This is a genomic window from Lysinibacillus mangiferihumi, from assembly GCF_003049665.1.
Classification (GTDB): Bacteria; Bacillota; Bacilli; order Bacillales_A; family Planococcaceae; genus Lysinibacillus; species Lysinibacillus mangiferihumi.
Genome location: NZ_PYWM01000001.1, coordinates 305,470 through 323,570, shown reverse-complemented (window position 1 = coordinate 323,570; position 18,101 = coordinate 305,470). Strand labels below are relative to the sequence as shown.

Annotated in this window: 20 protein-coding genes; 10 read left to right on the top strand and 10 right to left on the bottom strand. The window is 37.6% G+C overall.

Translation table 11 applies throughout. The annotated features are described in order from the left end of the window. Positions 1 to 61: 61 nt before the first annotated feature. From phoU to C9J37_RS01755, 5 genes are all read right to left on the bottom strand, one after another. Entirely contained in the window at positions 62 to 721 is a 660-nt protein-coding gene (gene phoU / locus C9J37_RS01775; protein ID WP_107893976.1) for a phosphate signaling complex protein PhoU, read from the bottom strand. 18 nt (positions 722 to 739) lie between these two features. Then, positions 740 to 1,531, bottom strand: coding sequence for a phosphate ABC transporter ATP-binding protein PstB (pstB, locus tag C9J37_RS01770; RefSeq protein ID WP_176723134.1), 792 nt, complete (start codon positions 1,529 to 1,531; stop codon positions 740 to 742). A 54-nt stretch (positions 1,532 to 1,585) separates the two neighbouring features. Next, positions 1,586 to 2,464, bottom strand: a complete 879-nt coding sequence (gene pstA, locus C9J37_RS01765) for a phosphate ABC transporter permease PstA (RefSeq protein ID WP_024361285.1) — start codon at positions 2,462 to 2,464, stop codon at positions 1,586 to 1,588. 1 nt (position 2,465) lies between these two features. Then, complete coding sequence (pstC, locus tag C9J37_RS01760; protein ID WP_107893974.1) at positions 2,466 to 3,413, bottom strand: phosphate ABC transporter permease subunit PstC; 948 nt, start codon at positions 3,411 to 3,413, stop codon at positions 2,466 to 2,468. A 64-nt stretch (positions 3,414 to 3,477) separates the two neighbouring features. Next, positions 3,478 to 4,443: a PstS family phosphate ABC transporter substrate-binding protein gene (locus tag C9J37_RS01755; RefSeq protein ID WP_107893973.1), complete on the bottom strand. Its 966-nt coding sequence runs from the start codon at positions 4,441 to 4,443 to the stop codon at positions 3,478 to 3,480. A gap of 235 nt (positions 4,444 to 4,678) precedes the next feature. On the opposite strand from C9J37_RS01755, the gene C9J37_RS01750 reads away from it, so the two are divergent. After that, positions 4,679 to 4,873 (top strand): hypothetical protein, encoded by a 195-nt coding sequence (locus tag C9J37_RS01750; RefSeq protein WP_036204720.1) that lies wholly within the window; start codon positions 4,679 to 4,681, stop codon positions 4,871 to 4,873. Positions 4,874 to 4,932: 59 nt separating this feature from the next. Here the strand turns inward: C9J37_RS01750 and C9J37_RS01745 are convergent, their stop codons facing one another. The 4 genes from C9J37_RS01745 to C9J37_RS01730 form a co-directional block, all read right to left on the bottom strand. Then, positions 4,933 to 7,128, bottom strand: a complete 2,196-nt coding sequence (locus C9J37_RS01745) for a peptidoglycan D,D-transpeptidase FtsI family protein (protein ID WP_107893972.1) — start codon at positions 7,126 to 7,128, stop codon at positions 4,933 to 4,935. A gap of 513 nt (positions 7,129 to 7,641) precedes the next feature. Then, complete coding sequence (locus tag C9J37_RS01740; RefSeq protein ID WP_107893971.1) at positions 7,642 to 8,247, bottom strand: superoxide dismutase; 606 nt, start codon at positions 8,245 to 8,247, stop codon at positions 7,642 to 7,644. Between the two features lie 186 nt (positions 8,248 to 8,433). Further along, a complete protein-coding gene (locus C9J37_RS01735; RefSeq protein ID WP_107893970.1) occupies positions 8,434 to 8,913 on the bottom strand; it encodes a DUF456 domain-containing protein in 480 nt (159 codons plus the stop codon). Between the two features lie 63 nt (positions 8,914 to 8,976). Next, entirely contained in the window at positions 8,977 to 10,608 is a 1,632-nt protein-coding gene (locus tag C9J37_RS01730; RefSeq protein WP_107893969.1) for a Na/Pi cotransporter family protein, read from the bottom strand. 190 nt (positions 10,609 to 10,798) lie between these two features. Here C9J37_RS01730 and C9J37_RS01725 point away from each other — a divergent pair, with 190 nt between their 5' ends. From C9J37_RS01725 to C9J37_RS01710, 4 genes are all read left to right on the top strand, one after another. Further along, on the top strand, positions 10,799 to 11,308 hold the full coding sequence (locus C9J37_RS01725) for a DUF1189 family protein (protein WP_107893968.1): 510 nt from the start codon (positions 10,799 to 10,801) through the stop codon (positions 11,306 to 11,308). Positions 11,309 to 11,361: 53 nt separating this feature from the next. After that, on the top strand, positions 11,362 to 11,706 hold the full coding sequence (locus tag C9J37_RS01720) for a protein YqfZ (RefSeq protein ID WP_107893967.1): 345 nt from the start codon (positions 11,362 to 11,364) through the stop codon (positions 11,704 to 11,706). A 96-nt stretch (positions 11,707 to 11,802) separates the two neighbouring features. Continuing rightward, positions 11,803 to 12,918 (top strand): flavodoxin-dependent (E)-4-hydroxy-3-methylbut-2-enyl-diphosphate synthase, encoded by a 1,116-nt coding sequence (gene ispG, locus C9J37_RS01715; RefSeq protein ID WP_107893966.1) that lies wholly within the window; start codon positions 11,803 to 11,805, stop codon positions 12,916 to 12,918. A gap of 13 nt (positions 12,919 to 12,931) precedes the next feature. Next, complete coding sequence (locus C9J37_RS01710; protein ID WP_107893965.1) at positions 12,932 to 13,504, top strand: 5' nucleotidase, NT5C type; 573 nt, start codon at positions 12,932 to 12,934, stop codon at positions 13,502 to 13,504. 439 nt (positions 13,505 to 13,943) lie between these two features. Here C9J37_RS01710 and C9J37_RS29350 read toward each other — a convergent pair whose 3' ends face one another. Further along, positions 13,944 to 14,072 carry a hypothetical protein gene (locus C9J37_RS29350; RefSeq protein WP_255313805.1) on the bottom strand — a complete coding sequence of 43 codons (129 nt, stop codon included), beginning with the start codon at positions 14,070 to 14,072 and terminating at the stop codon, positions 13,944 to 13,946. A gap of 198 nt (positions 14,073 to 14,270) precedes the next feature. On the opposite strand from C9J37_RS29350, the gene C9J37_RS01705 reads away from it, so the two are divergent. The 5 genes from C9J37_RS01705 (at position 14,271) to C9J37_RS01685 (ending at position 17,910) form a co-directional block, all read left to right on the top strand. Continuing rightward, positions 14,271 to 14,756 carry a hypothetical protein gene (locus C9J37_RS01705; RefSeq protein ID WP_235616998.1) on the top strand — a complete coding sequence of 162 codons (486 nt, stop codon included), beginning with the start codon at positions 14,271 to 14,273 and terminating at the stop codon, positions 14,754 to 14,756. Positions 14,757 to 14,940: 184 nt separating this feature from the next. Further along, positions 14,941 to 15,363 carry a MerR family transcriptional regulator gene (locus C9J37_RS01700; RefSeq protein ID WP_235616990.1) on the top strand — a complete coding sequence of 141 codons (423 nt, stop codon included), beginning with the start codon at positions 14,941 to 14,943 and terminating at the stop codon, positions 15,361 to 15,363. 31 nt (positions 15,364 to 15,394) lie between these two features. Beyond that, positions 15,395 to 16,723 carry a hemolysin family protein gene (locus C9J37_RS01695; protein ID WP_107894030.1) on the top strand — a complete coding sequence of 443 codons (1,329 nt, stop codon included), beginning with the start codon at positions 15,395 to 15,397 and terminating at the stop codon, positions 16,721 to 16,723. A gap of 148 nt (positions 16,724 to 16,871) precedes the next feature. Beyond that, on the top strand, positions 16,872 to 17,276 hold the full coding sequence (locus C9J37_RS01690; RefSeq protein ID WP_024361300.1) for a hypothetical protein: 405 nt from the start codon (positions 16,872 to 16,874) through the stop codon (positions 17,274 to 17,276). 184 nt (positions 17,277 to 17,460) lie between these two features. Then, positions 17,461 to 17,910, top strand: a complete 450-nt coding sequence (locus C9J37_RS01685; RefSeq protein WP_107893963.1) for a helix-turn-helix transcriptional regulator — start codon at positions 17,461 to 17,463, stop codon at positions 17,908 to 17,910. Positions 17,911 to 18,101: the final 191 nt, after the last annotated feature.

The following is an 18,101-nucleotide window of genomic DNA, read 5'->3' as shown; positions in this document are numbered from 1 at the left end:
ATATATAATAGTGTATTAAAGGGCAAAAAGAGAACGGCCACTTAGTCGCAGCCCTTCTCTTTTAATTATTCAATTCATAATGTTTACCTTTAATTAAGTAAAATAAATGTTCCGCAATATTCGTTGCATGATCCGCTGAACGTTCTAAATGACGACAGACAAATGTTAAATGTGTAAATTGCGAAATATGAGATGGACTTTCTGCACCAGCACGAAGTAATAATGTCACTGTTGCTCCATATAAATCATCTACGTAATCGTCAAGTTCAGCAATTTCTTTTGCTCGGACAGTATCTTCTTCCCTAAAAGCAGTAATAATACTTTCAAGCATTTCGACTGTCTTATTACACATCGATTGTAAATTGGTCGTTGGGAAAATTAGAGGTTCCTTACCTAAACGAATCGTCTCTTTTGCGATATTAACCGCATAATCTCCCACTCTCTCCATATCAGATGCAGCCTTTACAAGAACCATAAGACGGCGCAAATCGGTTGCTACCGGCTGTTGCTTGGCAATCATCAAAATTACTCGATCATTAATTTCTTCCTCAAGGCGATTAATATATAAATCATCTTCAATAATTTTTAATGATTTCTCCAAATCTTGCTCTAACAATGCCTCAAAAGACATTTTTAATGCATTAATACTATTTGTTGCAATTTCTACAAACTGTTCTTGAACTTCCTTTAGCTCTTGCTCAAAGCGTTCGCGTACTACCATCTATAGTTCCCCCTATGCTTAGCCGAAGCGTCCTGAAATGTAATCTTCTGTACGTTGATCTGCAGGTGTTTGGAAAATCACATCTGTTTTGTCATATTCCACAACTTCGCCGCTTAGGAAAAATGCTGTACGGTCTGAAATACGTGCCGCTTGTTGCATATTATGTGTAACAATAACGATCGAATAATCTTTTTTAAGCTCTTGTACAAGCTCCTCTACTTTTAACGTAGAAATTGGGTCAAGTGCAGAAGTCGGCTCATCCATTAAAATAACATCTGGCTCGATTGCTAAACAACGCGCAATACAAATACGCTGTTGCTGACCACCTGATAAACCATATGCATTTTGATTTAGACGATCTTTTACTTCATCCCAAATGGCCGCACCACGCAATGATTTTTCAACAATTTCATCTAGAATTTTTTTGTTTTTAATGCCGTGGATACGCGGACCGTAAGCAATATTATCATAGATTGATTTTGGGAATGGGTTAGGTTTTTGGAATACCATCCCTACGCGAGTACGCAATTCCTCTACTGTATAGTTTTTATCTAAGATATTTCGTTCACGATATAATATTTCGCCCGATGTACGAACAATCGGTACTAGCTCTACCATTCTGTTTAACGTTTTTAAATAAGTAGATTTCCCACAACCTGAAGGGCCTATAATTGCTGTTACTTCATTTTCATAAATACTTAAATTAACATCTTTTAAACCGTGATGATCACCGTACCATAAATTTAAGTTACGTGTATCATAGACTACTTTTTTCGCAACTTCAGCAGATGGCTTTACATTTATATTAATCGATTTGACAACTGATTTTTCCTCTTTAAAATCTAGTACCATAAGGTCACCTCATTAATAACGTTTTTGGAATTTATTTCGAATAAAAATAGCGATGGAATTCATCATTAGCAGCACAATCATCAGCACTAAAATCCCCGCTGCCGCTACATATTGGAATGCCTCTTGCGGACGTTTAGCCCAATCATAAATTTGCATCGGCAATGCAGTAAACTGGCTTAATAAATCATTAGGTAAAAATTGCAAAATAACAGGAATCCCAATTACTACGAGTGGCGCTGTTTCACCTATTGCACGAGATAAAGCTAAAATACTACCTGTTAAAATTCCTGGTATGGCAGCTGGTAATACGACACGTAAAATGGTTTGCCATTTCGTCGCTCCCATCCCATAAGAAGCTTCACGTTGTTCATTCGGTACAGCGCGTATTGCTTCCTGAGCAGCCACGATTATTACAGGTAATATTAGCAAACTCATTGTTAAACCTGCTGCTAAAATACTTTTACCTAGTTCCATCATACGAACAAAAATTGTTAACCCAAGTAAACCAAAAACAATTGAAGGTACACCTGCTAAGTTTGAGATATTCATGCGAATAAAATCGTTCAATCTATTTTTCTTTGCATATTCTTCAAGATAAATTGCTGTTCCTACACCTAACACAATCGATACCGGAGCTACTACTCCCATTAACCAAAGTGAGCCGATTAATGCAGCTTTAATCCCTGCCTTATCCGCAAAGCGTGAAGCAAAATTCGTTAGGAAATCAATGTTTAAGTAACCTACTCCTTGCGTCACAATGCGGTAGAGCAAAATCGCTAGCATTACAAGCGCAAATGTAGTTGCCAAGAAAAATAAGGATTTCCAGACTTTATTGAATGTAATACGTTTAGTCATTCGTTTCTTGACGACTGTATCATCAATATAGCGCATGCTAGTAAACCTCCCTGAAGCGTTTCGAAATATAATGAGCGATTAAGTTCATCACTAATGTAAAGATAAATAATGTGAATCCAACTGAGTAGATGGAGTAATAAATTGTCGTTCCATAACCAGCATCACCCGTAGAAACTTGTACAATATATGCTGTCATCGTTTGGATGGAATCTGTGACATTTAAATCAAATTTAGGTGTCGATCCTCCTGCTAGGGACACAATCATTGTTTCCCCAATTGCCCGGGAAATAGCAAGTACGACTGATGCCACAATTCCCGATAAAGCGGCTGGTAACACTACTTTTATAGCGACTTCAAACTTCGTTGCACCTAGCGCTAAAGCCCCTTCTCGCATACTGTTTGGTACTGATGACATTGCATCTTCTGATAGTGATGTAATCATTGGTAATATCATAATGCCCACTACAATCCCTGGACTAAGTGCATTAAATAATTTAAGTTCTGGAATAATTCCCTGTAGCACAGGTGTTACAAACGTTAATGCAAAGAAACCATAAACGATTGTCGGTACACCTGCTAATACTTCTAAAATCGGTTTAACAGTACGTCTTGTTTTCTCACTCGCATATTCACTTAAATAGATGGCTGAAGCAATCCCAAATGGTACTGCTACAACAACTGCAATTAGCGTAACTTTCAGTGTTCCTGCGATAAGCGGTAAAATCCCAAATAACGGCTCCTTTCCAGAAAACGGTAGCCACTGTGTACCAAATAAAAAATCCGTAATCGAAACACGTTTGAAGAACTCAAACGTTTCAAAAATAAGGGTGAAAACAATGCCAAATGTTGTCAAAATCGAGATAAGCGCTGCAGAAAATAATAAAGCTGGCATGGCTTTTTCCACTATTTTCTTAGTTTTATGATTGCGCGAATTTGCAATTAATTGTTGCACAGATGATGTCTTATTTTCCTTTTGAGAAACCATTGGGTGCTCCTTTCCAATAAGCGAGGGAAAGAGCATCCATCTCTTTCCCTCTATGCATGTCTACTTATTTTAAGCCTTCTAAAGTTTTTAAGCCTTCAGCATATTTTTCTTCAGGTAGACGAACATAACCTACTGCTTCTGCCATATCCCCTGCATTTTCAAGTGTGAACTTAACGAAATCATATGCTGCAGCATTATCTTTCATCGCACTGTTTTTCACATAAGTGAAAAGTGGGCGTGAAAGTGGCGTATATTCGCCTTTTTCAATTGTGTCATGTGTTGGTTCAATTCCATTGACTTTAACAATGTTTAACTTATCTTTATTTTCTAAGTAGTAAGCGAAGCCAAAGAAGCCAATTGCATACTTGTCACCAGAAATACCTTGAACTAGCATATTATCATCCTCTGATAATGTCGCTGCGCTTACTAAATCAGCACCATCTAAAACGACTTCATCAAAGTAATCATACGTACCTGAGTCAGTACCTGGTGAGTAGAATACGATTTTTTCTGCAGGCCATGAAGGGTCGATATCTGACCATTTTTTCTCTGTGCCATCTTCAGTCCAAATTTTCTTTAATTGTTCTATAGTTAAATCCTTTGCCCAATCGTTTTCAGGATTCACCACTACTGATAAACCATCATATGCTAAAGCTAACTCAGTGTAAGCTATTCCAGCTTGGTCTAGTTTTTCTTTCTCTTCTGTCTTTATAAAACGAGATGCATTTGAAAAGTCTGTCTCACCTGCGATGAATTTTTCAAAGCCACCACCAGTACCAGAAACACCTACCGATACTTTGACATCCGGTTGTGCACCTGCATACTCTTCAACAACTGCTTCAATAATTGGTGCTACTGTTGATGAACCATCTCCAGCAACTGAACCTTGCAGTTTCTCGTCAGCAGCTTCTTGTCCTGAGTTCGTTTCTGCATTGTTATTATTTTGCGTTGAGTTGTCTCCGCTACATGCACCAAGCATTAATGCTGAACCCATTACCGCTGTCATCGTTAAGTACTTCCACTTTTTCATCTCATTTGCCTCCGTCACTAACTTTTTTATTTGTGTTTTGCCTTACAATCTTTACTATAATGACTTATTGTTGAATTCGTATAAACCGTTCGTAAAAGACACGTAAAGGAATGTAATGCTTTGTAAACGATTGTAAAGAGACGTTTACAATTGCAATTAAATGATTTGCTTCCTTTAGCAAAGATGCTATAATATTCATTTGTGTCAGGAAATATTATAAGAGGAGTTTGACTTTGTGATTAATCATGCAAATGTACAAAATGCCGATTACTTTAAAACATATTTAACACTTATCATGGATCATCGAGAGTTGTCATTACAGGAGGCTATTGATTTTATGATGACGACGTATTTCTATAATAATATTGAGCTTTATGGAGAAAAACCGAAGGAACAATTTGAATTGGCGATTCAACAGCTTAATCGCTAGTAGAAAGCTATATAGATACTAAAAAACCGCTAGGCATATAATATGCGCTAGCGGTTTTTTTATTCTTGTTCATCTTCACCGATTTTATCTTTTGTAATCGCAGGTAAAATTGGTTGTTCTACTTTATTATCTGTCACTTTTGTCTTTTCATATTTTGCTTTTAGCTCATAGTAAGCATCTAAAGCACGTCTTGCAATCACGTTATTATTCGATAAATGTTGATCAAGGTTCGTAGTTGCCCATGGAATAACAACAGCATAAGCAATTTCAGGATTTTCATATGGCGCATAGCCAACATGCGTTAAATTAATCGTATTTGTACCATAACGTTCACGTAATGGTCCATAATAAACTACTTCGGCTGTCCCTGTTTTCCCGGCAGCCGTAAAAGGTGCGTTCGCAAATGCTGTACGTGCCGTACCACGAGAGCCCGTATAAACACGTTGCAAGCCTTTTTTTACATAATTAATTTCTTTTTCCGTATTATCGATATGATTTAAAATTCTTGGTCCTACTTCTGTCACTAATTGCCCTAGCTGCTGACCATCTTTTGATGGATCACGCACTTCTTTCACGACATGGGGCTGAACACGATAGCCACCATTCGCTATCGTTGAAATATATTGTGCTAGCTGAAGCGGTGTATACGTATCATACTGTCCAATGGCTAAGTCGAGTGTTTTACCACCCATGATTGGGCCTTCTACCCCACTAAATTCATTAGGTAAATCAATGCCTGTTTTAACACCTAAGCCAAACTGTGCATAGGAATTACGCATTTTCGGGAATGTTTGATCATTTAATCGCAATGGCATCATGTAACTGTATGGTGTGCCATTAATAAGCATTGCCGTTTTAAACATATAGACGTTCGAAGATTGCTCAAGTGCGCTTAAACCATCCATTGAAATATAGCCACCTCGGTTGAAAATCGATTTTTTAACGGGTGTACCTAGTAAATGAATCGGTTCATCTCCTAATACTGTATTCGGAGTAATCACCCCTAGTTTATAGCCTGTCAGCAAAGTGGCTGCTTTCACTACAGACCCCGCCTCATATGCCGTTGTGAATGATCCGTATGCATAATCTACAATGACATTTTTACCTGTCTCTGAATCTTTTTCGATTTTTTTACCGACCATTGATAGGATATCTCCCGTATTCGGGTCCATCATAATTAGGAACGCTCGGTCTAATAAACTTGAGCCCGACATTGCTTTTAACTTCAGCAGTTCTTCCTCTACAATTTTTTCATTAGCGGCTTGTAACTCGCTATCAAATGTTAATACCAAATCTTTTCCAGGCTCGCCTTCATATGTTGTAACGGTATCAACAACTTGCCCTTTTTTATTCGTAATATTTTTGACAACTGTTTTTTGCCCTTGTAAAAGTTCTTCATATTGCGCTTCAATATAACTTTCTCCGACGCGATCATTGCGTGAATAATCACGGGCCAAATAATAATTTAGCTTCTCTTTCGGTATCCCCTTTGTTGGCACAGTTGTACGGCCTAATACAGAAAGGGAAGATAGTTTAACACGCTTCCAGTCAGTCGTTGTGTTGACTCCTGGTAGCTCAGTTAAACGCTCTGAAACACGAGCAAATTCATCTGCTGATACATTTTCACTTTTGATGATTTGAGGTGACAAATTGTAGCCCGATACCATCTCGCGATAGATTGCTAATACTTCTAAATCCGCTTCCGTTAATTGTGCTAATTCCTCGTCAGTAATACGCTCACGCACAACTTTATCGATCTCTGCATTCGCTTGACTTGTCGTAATATTTTCCTGCGTTTTAATTTTCGTTTGCTCTTCATCAGAAATTTTTGCATATGCTGCGTCATGATTTTTTAAAATCCAAAAATCCAATTTATCGCGTAATGTGACACGATTTGTTGGTTGCTCAATCAATTGAGCCAGCTTTTCAGCAATTGCTAACATATCCTCCGTTTTAGTCGTCTGCATTTTTGTATAGGTAATCGCGTTTTCAGGCTGATTATCGACTAAAATTCGCCCATAACGATCATACATCCGACCCCTTGGCACACTTGTATTGACAGGTACTTCCTCAGTCCGCTCTAAAATACGAACATAATCTTCCCCTTTGACAATTTGCATATAACCAAGTCTAAAAATTAACATCGAAAATACGATAAATATAGCAAAGAAAAGGACATTCATACGAAATGTTAAATTAGAGTGATGTTTCGCTTTAACACTCGCTGCGCGATTTTTCCCCGGTGCTTTGCGCATATGTATTCCCCTCCTCATCTAATAACTGTTTAAATACACGATACCTAGTATACCATTCGAAGTTGCGTCAGAAAAGCATACTCTTGCATCATTTTCATAATTCGCCTTGTCATCATTAAAATACTTATTATTGAAAAATGTAAAATAGAAGCAATCACATCACTTACACTACAGATGGTCGCTTTTCACACTTCGTTGGAGGAGTCCCAGCCGTTTGCTTCGTTAACCTATTCGTAATTTTCGACTATTTATGAAATGATCTCCCGTAAGAATCCCTAACTAGAGGAAGCATCATTTTATTTGACGGTACTTGGCAAGAAAAGTTTCCTTCCATATATATTGCTTTCTTACTATTCGAAAACTACATCACTGAATGCGCTAAAATCATATAAAAAGGGCCATGCCAAGGTGATTTTCCACCTTATGCATAGCCCTTTACATAGAAATAATTAGTAAATTTCCACTTCACAATAGTTCCGCAGAAAACTAATTATTTTGCTTTATCGCAAATGATTATTTTGCAGCTTGAAATTTAGCTTCTACTGCATCCCAGTTTACTACGTTCCAGAAAGCACCGATATAATCTGGACGACGGTTTTGGTAGTTTAAGTAGTAAGCATGCTCCCAAACATCTAATCCTAAGATTGGCGTTTTACCTTCCATTACTGGAGAGTCTTGGTTTGGTGTAGATGTAACTGCTACTGAATCACCATCAACGATTAACCAAGCCCAACCTGAACCGAAGCGAGTTGTTGCAGCTTTCGTAAACTCTTCTTTGAAAGCATCGAAAGAACCAAATTTAGCATCGATTGCTTTAGCTACTTCACCAACTGGAGTTTTTGAACCGCCTGGCGCGATTAATTCCCAGAATAATGTGTGGTTAGCATGTCCGCCACCGTTGTTACGAACTGCTGTTTGTTTGTCAGCTGGAAGTGCATCGATGTTTGCGATTAAGTCATTAATGTCTTTTTCTGCAAATTCAGTACCTTCTACTGCTGCGTTTAGATTTGTTACATAAGTATTGTGGTGTTTAGAATAGTGAATTTCCATTGTTTTTGCATCGATATTTGGTTCTAATGCATCGTAAGCATAAGTTAATTGTGGTAATTCGTAAGCCATTATTAAGTTCCTCCCTAAAATAAAGAAATAATTAGTACATCCTTAGATTATCAAAATTGGTCAAACCATTCAATGAAAAATACCTCAAATTAAAGATTTCAGCCTTTTGACCGAAATAAATAATCCAATTTCTAATATACCCACTTCTTTAATTTGTTAAACTTTATAATTACCCCCACAATACGTTTAAATAGCGATAAAGAATACGACAATCATCACAATTTGAATAACTGCCTTGGCTACGGTTGACGTTAAAAAACCGATAAGCGAACCAACACCACTTTTTACAGCTTCATTAAAAGTTTTTCGCTCTACAATAAGCTCTGCAATGATGGCGCCTAAAAAAGGCCCTACTAAAATGCCGGCAACAGGAATAACGAATGGCCCGATCAATAAACCGATTGTACTGCCCCACATTCCTGCATTGGAGCCACCGAATTTTTTAATGCCAAAAGCATTTGCAACCGTATCAGCGCCAAAGAGTAGGACAACAAATAAAATTTCAATTGCCCAGAACCACCAACTTAAATCAGCAAATGAGAAAAATAATCCATAGAGAATAAATCCACCTAGCAAAAATAGAACACCTGGGATTATCGGATACACTAAACCAACAAATGAAACGATAAAGCAGGCAATCACTACGATCCAGCCAACAACTTCCATCAAAGCTCTCTCCTTTTGTCTTGCATGCCTTACATACGAAAAATATTGCCAAAAAGTTTCAATCTAGTGGCGAATTCCTAAAATAGAATCTGCAATATTCACAGCATGATCCCCAATTCTCTCTAAGTTACTGACAATATCCGTATAAACAATACCAGCTGCACCACTACATTCGTCCGTATTTAAACGTGCAATATGCTTTTGTCTTAGTTTATCCTCCATATCGTCTATCAAACTCTCTAATTCAGTTACTTCTTGCGCTAAGCTAAGACTCGCCGTATCAAGCGCCTCTAAGCTTTTCCTTACCGCCTCGATGGCAAGACTAAACATACCGATTAAATCTTGCCGCGCTGATTTACTTAAACTTACTTCATGGTGATCCTTATATTGCAATAGCTCCAAAATATTTTCAAAATGGTCGCCAATACGCTCGATATCACGCACATTCGTTAAAAGTGTATGGTGCCGTACCGAATCTGCATGAGAAAGCGGCTGCTTGGACACCATCACTAAATAATTCGTTATTTCTTTATCTAAATGATTAAGTGCCACTTCCAACTGTATTACGGTAGGGATATGGGAAGACTCCCCCGTTTTCATGTAGTAAAACGTTTCTTCTAAGCCCCTTAGTGCATGCTCACCCATCCGTAAAACTTCTTCTTTCGCTTGCCCTAATGCAATGGCTGGCGAAGAATCAATGAAGGATGGGTCCAGATGTTTCGTTGCAACATCAATACCACCATCGTGTCCAGGCAATATTTTGGTTACTAATAATGATAATCCTGCGATAAATGGTAGTTGGATCATCATATTAAAGACATTAAACGAACCATGTGCGACAGCAATTTGCATTCGAGCCTCTAAATGAAACAACTGACTAATCCACTGTACATAATTTATAAAAGGGGTAAACAGCAACATAAAAATAACCGTCCCAATCACATTAAATAACACATGGGCAGCCGCTGCTCGCTTTGCATAAATCGAAGCACCTAGTGAAGCTAGGACAGCAGTAATTGTCGTGCCAATATTTTCACCAAATAAAATCGGTAGCGCACTATCTAAACCGATTAATTGTTCAGCATATAAGCCTTGCAAAACGCCAACTGTCGCTGTCGAACTTTGAACGAGCAAGGTAAAAATAGTCCCTAAAAATATCCCGATTACCGGCTGGTTACTCAAATGAATGGTTAATGATGCAAAGTCTGCTAATTCATGTAGCGACTGCATGCTAGCACTCATTAGCTCCAACCCTAAAAACAAACCACCAAAGCCAAATAAAATTTGACCTATATGATGATAAATAGCCTTTTTAAAGAAAAATAAAAATGCTGCGCCAATTGCGAGGAGTGGATAAAAATAAATACCTATATTAATGCCGATGATAAATGCCGTTATTGTCGTGCCAATATTAGCTCCCATAATGACACCTATTGCTTGTCGTAATGTTAAGAAGCCAGCACTCACTAAACCAACAGTAATCACTGTTGTCGCCGAACTTGACTGAATACAAACCGTAACGATTATCCCAACTAACACACCCATAAACGGATTCGTTGTAAATCGATTCAACCATTCACGGAGTCTGTCATCTGCCGATTTTTGTAACCCTTCTCCCATATATTTTATGGAAAATAAAAAGACCCCTAATCCGCCTAAAAATTGAAATAATATGCTTTGCCAATCTATTGTCAATGGTATTCGCTCCAATTCCTACGTCTCTACTATTCCTAATCATTAAATGAAAATGTACAAAAAGTAAAGAAAACCTTTAACTTCTTTACACAATGTTAACATTTTAGCATGTCATTCTCAGTTAAAGTGATGCAATCCATATCTAGACATTCACGAACATGTTAGAATAACGAATGGAGGAGATATAAATATGAAACACTCACAATTATTAATCGATAGCTTATTACACCCTAAAAAACTAGCAGCTTATCGTTTATTACCTATCGGCAAAGTCATTCAATATACCTTTCTATTAATTACGATTGTTACTGTATTTTCATTTGGACGTTTTTCTGCTGATATGTCTGTTAATACCCTTGATATCAGTGGGATAACGGAATACATAGATCAAATAAAATGGCTGTTGTACCCAGTCACATTCATCATGTTATTTGTATTAACAACGATGTTAGTTTTTGGTCAAATTGCGCTCTATGCCCTAGCAGGTTTATTTATTTTAAAAGTTATGAAACGTCGTGGTGAATACCGCCATATTTGGCGCACTACAACATTCGCTATTACTTGGGCAACTATTTTAAGCATGTTAGCAGAATTCGTACCAACTGCCCGAACAATACTCTCAATCTTGTCATTACTTTTAACCATTACGCTATTAATTATCGCCTTTACAAAATATCCAAAACAACCAATTTCAAAATAATAGGCATGATTCCCCTCTCTTCTCAATATAGTGTAGAAAAAGGAGGGGTTTTTTTGCGAGCATTCTTGTTAACGGTTGCCATTGTACTTATCGCATTTGTCGTAAAAGTAGATTTAACAGAAGGTACATTATCTCTCGCTGCCTTCTATCCAAAAGATGGGCAAAATGCACTTTGCGAAGACCAGCGCGAGCCAGCTTACATTACGGTACAAACAATTCAAGGCGATACCATCCATAGCTTATTTGCACTACACCCAGCAAAAATGCCGATGACCTTTCCGGAACGACTGGAGCTCTTTTATCAATTAAATCCACATTTACAATTACAAGCACTTGTACCAGGTGAAAATATTAAGCTTCCCCTCTCTTTTGAAATCGAAAACGCATGCGGAAAATGAAAAGTTAACGTTTCTTCCTTGTCCTTATTTTCTTACACTGCTAAAATAAGTGTCAGTGACGGCTGAAAGTAGTGGCCCGAAAAGGAGAGAAAGTTAATGAGTGAAATTTGTCACCGTTCAAAAACACGTCCTGTACGTGTCGGTAATTTAACAATTGGTGGTAGTAATGAATTATTCATTCAAAGTATGTGTACAACAAAAACACATGATGTCGAAGCAACTGTTGCAGAAATTCTGCGACTAGAAGAGGCGGGCTGTCAAATTGTTCGTGTTGCAGTGCCAGATGAGCGTGCGGCTGATGCAATTGCCGAAATAAAAAAACGTATCCATATTCCATTAGTAGCTGATATTCACTTTGATTATAAATTAGCTTTAAAAGCAATTGAAAATGGTATTGATAAAGTTCGTATTAACCCAGGTAATATTGGCCGTAAAGAAAAAGTGGAAGCCGTTGTAACAGCTGCAAAAGCAAAAGGCATTCCTATTCGTATTGGCGTAAATGCCGGTTCATTAGAGCGACACATTCTTGAAAAATACGGCTATCCAACTGCAGATGGTATGGTAGAATCAGCACTACACCATATTAAAATTTTGGAAGACTTAGATTTCCACGATATTATCGTGTCAATGAAGGCATCGGATGTCAATTTAGCGATTGAAGCATATGAAAAGGCTGCACAAGCTTTTGATTACCCGCTACATTTAGGTATTACAGAATCCGGTACATTGTTTGCTGGGACTGTAAAATCTGCTGCTGGCCTTGGCGCAATCCTGTCAAAAGGTATTGGTAATACGCTACGTATCTCACTATCTGCTGACCCTGTGGAGGAAGTGAAAGTTGCACGTGAGCTATTAAAATCATTTGGTTTAGCGTCTAACATGGCAACGTTAATTTCTTGCCCTACATGTGGTCGTATTGAAATCGACCTTATCTCTATTGCAAATGAAGTGGAAGAATATATTTCAAAATTAAATGTGCCATTAAAAGTAGCCGTTCTAGGTTGTGCCGTAAATGGTCCAGGTGAAGCACGTGAAGCCGATATCGGTATTGCAGGTGCACGTGGTGAAGGTCTGCTATTTATGAAAGGCAAAACGGTTCGTAAAGTTCCAGAAGAAACAATGGTAGAAGAATTGAAAAAAGAAATTGATAAGCTAGCTGCAGAAATGGCAGAAAAACGTGCGGCTGAAGAAGCTGCAAAAGCGAACGCCTAAGGGAGGTGCTTGCATGACAAAGCCCCGTTTTGGTATTGATATTGACGGTACAGTGACATGTCCGAGTACACTCATCCCGCATATTAATAAGCACTATAATGTCAATATTACACTGGATGATGTTTGTGAATATGATTTTTTATCGGCCTTTCCTTATCCAGTAGATCGCACTGCATTTAACGCATGGTTTAAGGAAAATGAGCCTTATATGTATGAAGTATCAGAAGCTGCAAAGGATGCCAAAGCTATTTTAAATGCTTGGCAACATACTTATGAGCTATATTATATTTCTGCACGTGGTCAGAATGTTTCTGATATTACGATGAACTGGTTTAAATCACAGGCTATTCCGTATGATCATATAGAACTTATCGGAAGTCATGATAAATTAGCGACTGCGAAAAAGCATAATGTCGCCGCTTTCTTTGAAGATAAACATGATAATGCTGTGATGCTCGCTGAAGAATTAAAAATACCTGTTATTTTATTCGATACACCATATAATCGTCTGGCTGTACCTGACAATGTTGTGCGAGTGTATAATTGGCAAGAAGCAAATCAGTTTATTACGAACTACTTTAAGTAATACTGACAAGAAAATATTAAAAAGTAAAGGGGCTGGGACATAACTAAAAAAATTTAAGAAACAGACGAAAGCTGTTCATAATTTTTTGCTATATGGAGACCTTAGCTATTCTTGCTTTTGCAATTAATAAAAAATTAGAAGTGTTCACTAGTTGTTGGTAGCGAAGGTGGTGACTCCGGCGGGAACAGCACATAATGTAAGACGTAACAGACCGCGCGTTAGCGAGGGTTGCGGCTTACTGTGCTGAGCGGAAAGCACCGCCGTAGCGGACAACAACGGCTTAGTAAAAAAGTGTTAGATTGATTGCAGTCAATCTAACACTTTTTCTCTTATGTCCCAGCCCCTTTTTGTCGTCAACGTTGATGTTTACAACAGCGAACCTAACAGAACTTGTCGTGGTCTTACCCGATGGACTTCCTTGCGATCTTAATAGACATCACTAAACTTCAAGTATCCCACGCAACCAACGCTCCACAAAATTTTCGAATGTTATTCCATAATTATCATAGACCGCATGATAAACAAAATATGTTCCTAATCGATCGAGTATCTCATCATTAATTTTCATATGAAACCGCTCCCCTTCTTGATATAAGTTACTCAAAATTTCACTCTAGATTACCATTGCTATTTCCAATACATTTGAAAAGGTCGTATCGTTGCAAAACCGTCACAATCTGCCTCTTACAAACCCTTTCTTCACAATTTTCTTTTCGTTAATATAGTAGTAACAACTAGTAAACTGGGGGTACTCCTTGTGAAATGGATGACAAAACTCACTTTTGTAGCATGCCTGTCTACCTTACTTACCGGCTGTGGCGATCGACTATCTGAAATCAAAGATGCCGCATCGGGCATTAACTCAGCAGCTGATGCTGCCGCGAGCGCTGTTAGTCGTGATGTCCATGCAATAAGAGCGCTAACGATTAACTACAAAGACCAAACATTTACTATTAATGACCTATTTAAAACTATTTTACGTGACATACGCTGGGAATATGACGCCGAAATAAATGAACTACATGTTCAAGGTACATGGCAAGCACCATTATTCTCTGACCAAGCATGGGATACTCCTATGCAAAAGAAGCTTGCTGAAACCGGTGTAGTGACTGTTACGTGTACAATAGATGACGATCAAATTGATGGCGCGCAAACAGTCGTAACACTTGTTTTAAATCAAGAAAAAATACTACAAATGAATGGCGAGGATGCATTACATCATCTATACGATACCTATTTAAATAAATAAGGTCTGTAGCTTTTCTAACGATTTTATCGTTTAGAAAAGCTTTTTTTGTACAAATTGATGATTCCTTTAGCAAGCCATTATCAACAATCAGTATCCACAAAAAAATCATATTTTTTAAAATTTTAAAGCGTATTATTTGTACACTATAAAACTGTCACGTTATAATCAAAGCATCACGTGATGGTTGGGAGGTATTTGCATTGGGACAGAAAAATTAAAAATCGGAGAGCTTGCTCAAAAAACTGGCATTACTAAAAGAACGATTGATTACTATACGAATTTAGGCCTGTTGGAGGCAGAACGGTCCCCATCAAACTACCGCTATTATGATTCTGCCATGATTGATCGACTTCATTTCATCGAAGAACGTAAGCAGGAAGGACTTTCACTCGTAGAAATACAACAAGCACTTAATGTCACAACAACATATGAAGAAATCGATGTTCAAATACTACGTTTAAAAATGCAAGATTTAGAGCATGATGTAACTTCTTTACTGGAACAAATGAACAATCAAGACACGAAATATAGCCAAACGATTAAAAAAAATGTTTCGCCTGAAAGCATTGCATTAATGCAATCTTTATTATTACTCATTCATACCTAGGAGGTGACGTTCTGTTTTGCAGAACGACTATTTGGAGACCATATTAAATTTATCGATTTTCACTATTTTATTAGCTTTAACCGCCTTTTTCGTGGCAACGGAATTTGCTATTGTTAAAATGCGTTCCTCTAGACTTGATCAGTTAATTGCGGAGGGCAATAAAAAGGCAATACCTGCGAAGCATGTTGTCAACCATTTAGATGAATACTTATCTGCCTGTCAGCTTGGTATCACAATAACAGCACTTGGTATCGGGATGGTTGGTGAAAAAACCTTTGAATTTATGTTGCATCCATTCTTTGAAACGATCGGCATTTCGGATAAATTTATACCCATTTTCACAATCGGTTCTGCTTTCGCTATCGCTACTTTTCTCCATGTAGTTGTCGGCGAATTAGCGCCAAAAACGGCAGCTATTCAAAAGACCGAAACAATCTCATTGCTTTTCGCTAAACCGATTATCGCTTTCTATAAATTGATGTATCCATTCATCTGGTTTTTAAACGGATCGGCGCGTATACTTTTAGGTTTATTCGGCTTGAAACCGGCGAATGAACATGAAATTTCACATACAGAGGAAGAATTGCGTTCCTTGTTATCTGAAAGTTTTAAAAATGGTGAAATCAATAAAACCGAGTTAAAGTTCGTGAATAATGTTTTCGAATTTGACGAACGTATTGCTCGCGAAATTATGATTCCCCGAACAGAAATTGCAGGTATTGAAATTAACGAAACCTTCACTAATATTATTCACTTTATCGCATCCGAGAAATATACTCGCTACCCTGTCTATGATGGTGACCGTGATAATATTTTAGGCTTTATTAATGCAAAAGAGTTATTTACACATGGCTTATTAGAACAAATAACTGATGATTCTTTAGTGCTCGAAAATTTTATTAACCCTGTAATTCGAGTAATTGAAACAACCCCTATTCAACAATTACTAGTTCGAATGCAAAAAGAACGCATTCATATGGCGATTTTAATGGATGAATATGGTGGTACCTCTGGGCTTGTAACGGTCGAAGATATTTTAGAAGAAATCGTTGGCGAAATTCGTGATGAATTTGACGATGATGAGGTTGCTGAAATTCGGAAGATTGGTGACAATCATTATATTTTGAATGCAAAAATGCTTGTAGAAGATGTAGAAAATTTATTACAAGTATCTCTTGATAACGAAGAAGTAGAAACACTTGGGGGATGGTTCTTAACAGTTAACAATGGGCTCAAAGCGATTAAAAACATCGAGCTAGCGCAATATGTATTTAGCATCTATGAACAGCATGGTCATCAGCTTCACTATATCGAAGTGCGTCCTCTTTATAAAGCTGCACCCGTTACAATAGAAGGCTAATAAAAAGTTAACGATAGTCTGAAGATTATATAGCGATTACAACTTAAGGGCTATACTAGCTTATCTAAATACTTTTGCCTCATTCCATTATTAGCCATATTTTTATATAATAAGTCTGTATAAGATTTTATTATCAGGGGGCATTGTTATGAAACTTTTCAAACTTTATCATTCAGACGGTATCCATATTATTACCGATGTAAAAAAACACAAAACAAATATTGAGTTAAAAACAATTACAGGGGAAGTATTATATATTATCGTTGTAACAGATGAAAACTACACAGTATACGATGACCGCTTTGCCGGTGCTTCTAAGCAGTTAAACTCTGTAGAGGCGTTTGATATCGACGGTAGCTTTAGAAGTCTTGACTTTGATAATATGCGCTCATTATTTAAAGAGGCATTCACTAAACTTTTACAGGAAATTGCTGAGTGTGTAAACGATGGAGACGAGCTAGTATATCTTGATACACTTCGACATAAAGTAAGCGCCCAAATCAAAGGAATCCATTTCCGTGTTATTTCGGACACAAAAAAATATGAATATTAAGTAATGGCCTGTTCCACAATTAACAGACTGCTCAATGCATAAGCTTTTTTCTTTGAGCAGTCTACTTCTTTAGCTCTGTCCAAGTTCCCCTTTTATCTCTATCTCCAAAATCATCGCTTGCACACCTTCTTCTACTTTTTTCATGTATAATGGAGCGTAACAACCTGAAAGAAAGGGTGTTTGAATGAATCGTGAACAACTCATTTTACTCGTTTCAGAAAAACTAAAATTAATTCGAACAGAAAAAGCATTAACGCAAGATCAAATGAGCGATCTCCTTGGGCTTTCCAAAAAAACACTCGTGCAAATTGAAAAAGGTCGTATTAAAACCGGATGGACAACTGCAGTTGCCGTATGTGCTTTATGCCGTGAAAGTTCCATATTGCAGCATGAGCTAGGTGGTGATCCACTTGAGGTGGTTGATTTAATCGCCAATAACGGCACATTACCGCCAAAGGAAAAAACGATGGGCGGATACATATGGTGGAAAAACCTAAATGAATGGCAAGGCTATCGTTTACAACAAAACGTCATTAGTCAACATTATCGCATTTTAGATACCGACAACTATCGCCTGCTGTCAACCTTTGACGAAACAATTGCCAAGAAAGAATGGAACAACCTCAAAGATTAATATTAACCGATTTGAATATAGGCCTTCGAAAAAAGGTTTATATTCAAATCACCTAATATTCTGAATTACATTACGTCTTTCACTAGCGCATTCACTACATCCCTCCCCCACTATTCGAAATCTATGGACAAACGAATAATAGCTCTCAATCATTGTGACATAAGATAGAATCACACGACAAACGCTAACAA

Coding starts and splice junctions, on each gene's coding strand:
- phoU (WP_107893976.1), bottom strand. CDS start 721: ATGGTAGTACGCGAACGCTTTGAGCAAGAGCTAAAGGAAGTTCAAGAA.
- pstA (WP_024361285.1), bottom strand. CDS start 2,464: ATGCGCTATATTGATGATACAGTCGTCAAGAAACGAATGACTAAACGT.
- pstC (WP_107893974.1), bottom strand. CDS start 3,413: ATGGTTTCTCAAAAGGAAAATAAGACATCATCTGTGCAACAATTAATT.
- C9J37_RS01755 (WP_107893973.1), bottom strand. CDS start 4,443: ATGAAAAAGTGGAAGTACTTAACGATGACAGCGGTAATGGGTTCAGCA.
- C9J37_RS01745 (WP_107893972.1), bottom strand. CDS start 7,128: ATGCGCAAAGCACCGGGGAAAAATCGCGCAGCGAGTGTTAAAGCGAAA.
- C9J37_RS01740 (WP_107893971.1), bottom strand. CDS start 8,247: ATGGCTTACGAATTACCACAATTAACTTATGCTTACGATGCATTAGAA.
- C9J37_RS01735 (WP_107893970.1), bottom strand. CDS start 8,913: ATGGAAGTTGTTGGCTGGATCGTAGTGATTGCCTGCTTTATCGTTTCA.
- C9J37_RS01725 (WP_107893968.1), top strand. CDS start 10,799: ATGAAACACTCACAATTATTAATCGATAGCTTATTACACCCTAAAAAA.
- ispG (WP_107893966.1), top strand. CDS start 11,803: ATGAGTGAAATTTGTCACCGTTCAAAAACACGTCCTGTACGTGTCGGT.
- C9J37_RS01710 (WP_107893965.1), top strand. CDS start 12,932: ATGACAAAGCCCCGTTTTGGTATTGATATTGACGGTACAGTGACATGT.
- C9J37_RS29350 (WP_255313805.1), bottom strand. CDS start 14,072: ATGAAAATTAATGATGAGATACTCGATCGATTAGGAACATATTTTGTT.
- C9J37_RS01705 (WP_235616998.1), top strand. CDS start 14,271: ATGACAAAACTCACTTTTGTAGCATGCCTGTCTACCTTACTTACCGGC.
- C9J37_RS01690 (WP_024361300.1), top strand. CDS start 16,872: ATGAAACTTTTCAAACTTTATCATTCAGACGGTATCCATATTATTACC.
- C9J37_RS01685 (WP_107893963.1), top strand. CDS start 17,461: ATGAATCGTGAACAACTCATTTTACTCGTTTCAGAAAAACTAAAATTA.